This window comes from Bradyrhizobium sp. CCBAU 11357 (assembly GCF_028128865.1).
Taxonomy (GTDB): Bacteria; Pseudomonadota; Alphaproteobacteria; order Rhizobiales; family Xanthobacteraceae; genus Bradyrhizobium.
In genome coordinates this window covers 71,552-77,551 of sequence record NZ_LBJW01000091.1, presented here as the reverse complement: position 1 = coordinate 77,551, position 6,000 = coordinate 71,552, and the positions used below count along the sequence as shown (strand labels likewise).

3 protein-coding genes and 2 pseudogenes are annotated in these 6,000 nt (G+C 59.9%); 4 read left to right on the top strand and 1 reads right to left on the bottom strand.

Annotation, left to right across the window (positions count from 1 at the left end; genetic code table 11):
• Together XI05_RS12680 and XI05_RS12675 are read left to right on the top strand one after the other, a co-directional pair.
• A pseudogene (locus XI05_RS12680) lies at positions 1-282 on the top strand (IS21 family transposase); the annotation flags it as partial.
• 207 nt (positions 283-489) lie between these two features.
• On the top strand, positions 490-909 hold the full coding sequence (locus tag XI05_RS12675; RefSeq protein WP_271501948.1) for a transposase: 420 nt from the start codon (positions 490-492) through the stop codon (positions 907-909).
• A 671-nt stretch (positions 910-1,580) separates the two neighbouring features.
• Here the strand turns inward: XI05_RS12675 and XI05_RS12670 are convergent.
• Positions 1,581-2,057, bottom strand: a pseudogene (locus XI05_RS12670) (DDE-type integrase/transposase/recombinase); the annotation flags it as partial.
• 623 nt (positions 2,058-2,680) lie between these two features.
• On the opposite strand from XI05_RS12670, the gene XI05_RS12665 reads away from it, so the two are divergent.
• Complete coding sequence (locus XI05_RS12665; RefSeq protein ID WP_271501946.1) at positions 2,681-3,505, top strand: formyltransferase family protein; 825 nt, start codon at positions 2,681-2,683, stop codon at positions 3,503-3,505.
• Between the two features lie 309 nt (positions 3,506-3,814).
• A complete protein-coding gene (locus tag XI05_RS12660; RefSeq protein WP_271501944.1) occupies positions 3,815-5,617 on the top strand; it encodes an ABC transporter ATP-binding protein in 1,803 nt (600 codons plus the stop codon).
• Positions 5,618-6,000 lie beyond the last annotated feature (383 nt).

Genomic DNA, 6,000 nt, shown 5'->3' with positions numbered 1-6,000 from the left:
CAAGGTGGGGCCCGACGCCGAGACCTGATCGACGTCATCCTGCGTTCGCGGCCGCATCGGGAGCAGGGCTTCCGCTCGGCCATCGGCATTCTCGGGCTGGTCAAACGCTATGGCCAGGAGCGCGTCGACGCCGCCTGCGCCCGTGCCCTTTTGCTCAATGCCCGTTCCTACAAATCGGTCGCTGCCATCCTCAAGAACGCCACAGACAAAACCGCGCCTCCGACCCAGGACGCACCCATCCTCTTCCACGCCAACATCCGCGGCCGCGGTTACTACAAGTGATCAGGAGATCATCGTGCTCATTCATCCGACCGTCGAACGCCTGCGCGCACTCGGCCTCACTGCCATGGCAGATACCGTCATGGAAGAGGGGGGACTCCGGCGTATCGTCGCTTGCACACCACGTGCGCTTCAATCACCCGGCGAGCCAATTCGTTCTGCAGGAACTACATTCATGGCGTGACCGACGCTGAGGCCCGTGTGGACTGCTTGACCAAGCTGATCGAGGAGCTGGCGCCACAATGGTCAATGACGCCATTCGTAGAGGCCGTGCAGGCCATGCTCGGCGTCGGCTTCATCGTTGCCGTGACGGTGGTTGCCGAGGTTGGCGACTTCTCTCGCTTCGACAACCCCCGTCAGTTGATGGCCTTTCTCGGTCTCGTGCCGTCGGAGTATTCGAGCGGCGCAACCATCCGACGCGGCGGCATCACCAAGGATGGCAACGCTCTGGACGGGCGGGCTCTGATTGAGGAGGTATGGACCTATCGCATGCAAGCCCGCGTCAGTCGCAAGCTCCATGACCGTAACGAGCGTCTGCCTCAAGCTATTCGCGATATCGCCTGGAAGGCCCAGGTCAGGCTGTGCGCGCCCGCTATCGCCGCTTGTCGGCGGCCAGCAAACCCACGGTGATCATCACCACCGCGATTGCACGCGAGATGGTCGGCTTCCTGTGGGCGATGACTCGTCAAGTACAACTCGGGCTGATCGCCTGAAGAGCGCTGCTCCACCATATCGGTGCCCCGGGCAGGAGGCAGGACGCGATGGGATTCGTCGTGGCCCGTTATGAGCCGGCATTGCTGACGCTCGCCCCTTAGACCGAGCGAGCCCCAAGACGAAACCACGATCATGCGGTAGCCAACCCGCGCATGAGAGCCTGATCAACCGTCGTCTTTGGCCCTTGGTTCCTGCCGTGGGCTCCTTCGAAGTCCAGCGTCCGGGCGCTCAGCCGGAAGCGGCTCCGCTTGATCGAGTCCATTGACAGCAAACATGAGAGCAGGCTGTTAAGAACTCAGCCGCGGTCGCAAACGAAGGCAGAATCGTCGCCATTGTGGATGTAGAAGTGTGGCCGACGAGCCTGTCTGCAGTGGCGATCATAGCTATCCGCGACCGCAGGACGGGTCGTTCTCGTCGTGCCCTTTGCGATGACGCTTGGGACAGAGTGGCGCATTGCAGCCGTGCGAATCGTAAACCCGCCAGCGCGTCGCACCGGTCCGACGCACCACTTCGGTCGCGATCCGAGACAGAGGGGCTCCTCTTTTCCCTGCTGCCTTGCTGTCGCGCATTCTCTTCAAATCGACGATTGATTCGGCGATAGCGTTTGTCGTGGAGATCTCACGGCAAGTCGCAAAGGCTCGCTGGCGCGAAGCTCGACGGAAGTCGACAGCGACGAACCCGGGATGGGGACGTGGGAAATTTTGCGACCCGATCTCAACTGACGGAACCGTTGAGGCCGACGGACCGATTCGACCGCGTCATGATCCGCTCGCGTCGCCAGGCCGGCTGATGAGAATTCTCGGACCCGATTGTTGAGAGATTTGTGCTGCGGACGTGAAAGGCCATCTTCGCCCCTGCAGCACCGTACGAACGGAGCTTGTCGCTGATCATCATCACGCGGGGCGACGTGTCGGTGGATTTCAAGAGCTTCTTCATGAGCCGCTGCGCAGCGCGCCAATCTCATTGGCGCTCGATCACGAGGTCGAGAACGAGGCCATTTTGGTCGACAGCGCGTCAGAACCAATGTTGCTCGCCGGAATCGAGATAGCGACTTCGTCGAGGTGTCATTTGTGGCTGCGAACGGAGCTGGCGAATCCAATCGGGGTGGATAACGCAAGTACGTTAGATGTCCGACAACGTCGGATGAGTGGAATCGCAGTGTTAGGGCTAGTATATTGACAGAGAACGATTTCTCCTTTGGCACGATACATGCTTAATCGCCCTATAAAGGCGCATTGACTGAGGAGAAGTCGTCCGATGATCTCGCTCACCGGAAACTCAGACCAGGCTAAGGTGGCAGCTGCGATTCTGCCGGAGACGATATCTGGAGGCGTGGGGCCTGCCCGCGACATTGAGAGGATCTGGGCTGCGCGCCAGAGTTTGGGCACCGCCAATATCCCCCCCCCCCCCATATTGTGCAAGCGACTGCGGGCGCGGTTATCCCGAGCAAATTGAACCAGTGTGGCTGATTTGAGTCGCTACGTGGCGCGACGCCCATGGTGGGAACGCCGAACTTCATGGATGGACTGCAGGAGCGGTGAAGATGACATATCGGGCATCTCCGGCGCGCGGGAGCGCCTGTCAACCAGGCGAGCAGGGCAGGCTACCTGAAGCGCGATCGATCTCCTCTACCGTCGTTGCCGGCAGTGGTACGCTAGCTATCAGATGCGCTCAGCTGGCAATTGAGATGGGCCACGTCATTGGTGCAGCGTTGTGTGCCGACGGCGTATTCCGCGATTGGGCTGTTCGTTCGAACATCCCGTCTGTAGCAAGCGTTGAAGAGCTCTCTTCCTTTTTGAAGGAAGCGCCTGTAGATTTGATTTTCTCAGTTGCCAATCCGTTCATATTGCCAGCGGATGTATTGGGGCGGGTTCGTCGAGGTGCTTTTAATTACCACGACGGTCCACTGCCACGATATGCGGGAACGCGCGCGACGTCCTGGGCGCTGCTGGCGCAGGAGACCGACTACGCCATCACATGGCATCGGATCGATGATGGCGTTGATACGGGAGACATCGTGGTTCAGCGCCAAGTGCTGATTGCGCCCATCGACACGACGCTGACCCTGAACCTCAAATGTTATGAAGTCGCGATAGAGGGCTTCCGTGAGCTTTTAACTGGCTTAGCGAAGGGAGGGCTTACTACCTATTCGCAGGCGCTGATGAGCCGGAGCTGCTTTCCGAGACGTAGACGCCCGGATGCGGCAGGCTGTCTGCGATGGGATCGGCCCGCGCAAGATCTGTCAGCGATGACGCGTGCCTTAAACTTTGGGCCATATCATCCCAATTCATTGGGGCTGTCCAAGCCCAGAGGCAAGATCGATCATGCGCGGCTGGGACCGCGTTTTGAGTGGGGCGGCCATTCATGCAGTTTCAATTCCAGGCAATCACGTAACGATGATGAGCAACCCAGAAAACCGCGATGTTCTGGCACGCATGTTATCAAGAGCCTTGAATGGTTCGCCAACAAACACGCTGAACTTCACCCCGTTTTCACCGGACACCCGCGTTAGCCGGAGGAGCTAGGCCTGGTCCTAGGCATGCGCCTATGTCTGAGATGTTTTCGACGGTGGAAGTCAACACCGGCGTTGCCGTGCTGGCGTCGGTTTACGATGGCTTCCACGGAACTTTCATCCAGCGCCGGTTGGAGGTTGGTACGCCAAGTGACACGGGTGGAGCAACGGACGATCGGCGGAGCTGGTCGACCCGATAGCGATTTCGCAATCGATGCGAAGAAGGAACCAACATATGGTCGCGTCTTTGCGCGGAGTTTCCATTTCAGCTTTCCTGGGACCGATCGCATGGATGCGATTGTATAGACCATGAGCCGTTTCCATATTGGCCCGCGCGTCGACGCTTTTCGCGACGTTCTCGCCTTCACTGGCAGCCACTGGAGCTGGCAGCCGGCCCGGGTCGCGATTATCATGATCGCGATGTTCGCCTGCACATTGGCTGACGTGCTGACGCCGCTCTATACGGGCCGGCTGGTCGACGCAGTTGCAAACGGAGCTGCAACGGAGGCCGTCGCATGGCATGCCGCGCTTGCCGCGTTCTACATGCTGGTTGGGCTCGCACTCGGAGCCATTGTTATGCGTCACGTTGCCTTCACCTGCATGATCGATCTGACGCTGAAGATGTTGTGCGGCATCTCGAGCGACGCATTTGATCGGGTCCAGCGCTTTTCGACCGATTGGCATGCCAACGGTTTCACCGGCTCGACGGTACGCCAGATCACGCGCGGCATGGGCGCGCTCGACCTATTGAACAGCACGATCCTCATCGCGTTGTTCCCCTCGCTCATCATGCTCATCGGTTCGGCCGTGCTGCTCGGTTGGCACTGGCCGATGATGGGCCTTATCATTGCCTGCGGCTCTCTCGCCTATGTCGGATTGACGATCACGCTATCACTCAGATATATCGCGCCGTCGGCAAGCCTTGCGAACAGCTGGGATAGCAGGCTTGGCGGCGCGCTCGCCGACGCGATCAGTTGCAACCCGGTGGTCAAAGGCTTCGCAGCCGAACAACGGGAAAACGAGCGCCTCGCAAAGGTCATCGCGAAGTGGCGACGTCGGATGCGTCGGAGCTGGGTGCGTGGAGCGATCAGCGGCACGATGCAAGGCGTAACTCTGCTCGCGCTCCGGGCGGCGGTGATCTGCTATGCCTTGCTTCTGTGCTCACGCGGCCAGGCAACCGCGGGCGATATCGCCCTCGTGCTTACCTCTTTCTTTGTGCTGCAGGGCTACCTGCGCGACGTGGGCGTGCACATCCGCAACGTGCAGCGCTCAGCGAATGATATGGAGGAGCTGGTCTATATCCAGAGACAGCCGCTCGACATTGCTGATTGTCCCGAGGCTAAGCAGATCCGGATCATGAAGGGTCGCATCGATTTTAAGAAAGTCCATTTTCACTATGGAAATGATGGATTGCCGCTCTTCAGGGACTTCTCAGTGTCGATAAAGGCCGGCGAACGGGTCGGTCTGGTCGGCCCCTCCGGCTCCGGCAAGACCACATTTGTGAAGCTCATCCAGCGGCTTTACGACGTGAACGGCGGTCGGATCCAGATCGATGAGCAAGACATTTCGAAGGTGACGCAGGCTTCGCTGCGCTCTCAGATTGCGGTTGTGCAGCAGGAATGCCTCTTGTTCCACCGAACGCTAGCCGAGAACATAGCTTACGGCCAGCCCGGCGCCAGCCAGGCCGAGATTGAGGAGGCAGCACAACTCGCCAGCGCGCATGAATTCATCGCGCGCCTGCCGAAGGGTTATGGTACGCTGGTCGGTGAGCGCGGCATAAAGCTTTCCGGTGGCGAGCGCCAGCGGGTGGCGATCGCGCGCGCCTTCCTTGCGGACGCGCCGATTCTAATTCTGGACGAGGCAACCTCGAGCCTTGATACGGAGTCGGAAGTGCTGATCCAGAACGCGATGGAGCGGCTAATGGTCGGGCGCACCACGCTGATCATCGCGCACCGGCTCTCGACGGTGCGCGCGCTCGATCGGCTACTCGTCTTCGATCGCGGCCGTATCATCGAGGAGGGCGACCACGCCGCGCTAATTCATCTAAACAGCGGCATCTACCGCCGTCTTTTCGAGCGGCAGCGCTGGAGCGTGGCTAAGGAGCTGCTTTGAGGCCGATGCGAAAGGGTCGGATGAGGCGTGATTCACTCGTTTTTGCGAGGGATCTCAACGGTTTTGTGAGGCGCGGCGACGGGCTCGTGAGTCAGCGGTATGAGCTCCCACGTCCGCGGTCATCAACGTGCGTGGCGGATCCTGCATCCACTATCGGCGCAACGCCTCGACGGCTCCGCTGGGATATCAAGGTGAGAGCCACGGAGAAAGTCCTCGGTCTCGCGGCCGCTTCGCGACGGTCCGAGCAGCGGACGGCTCTGATCGTCGCGACTGTGCCACAGGATGAGCGTCAAAGGAACTCCTTGGTGTATTGAGGCGCGAAACTAACCATGGTGCAGCGGTTTCGCCCGATCCGCATCCCTGTGACGCCCGCTGCCTTCTTG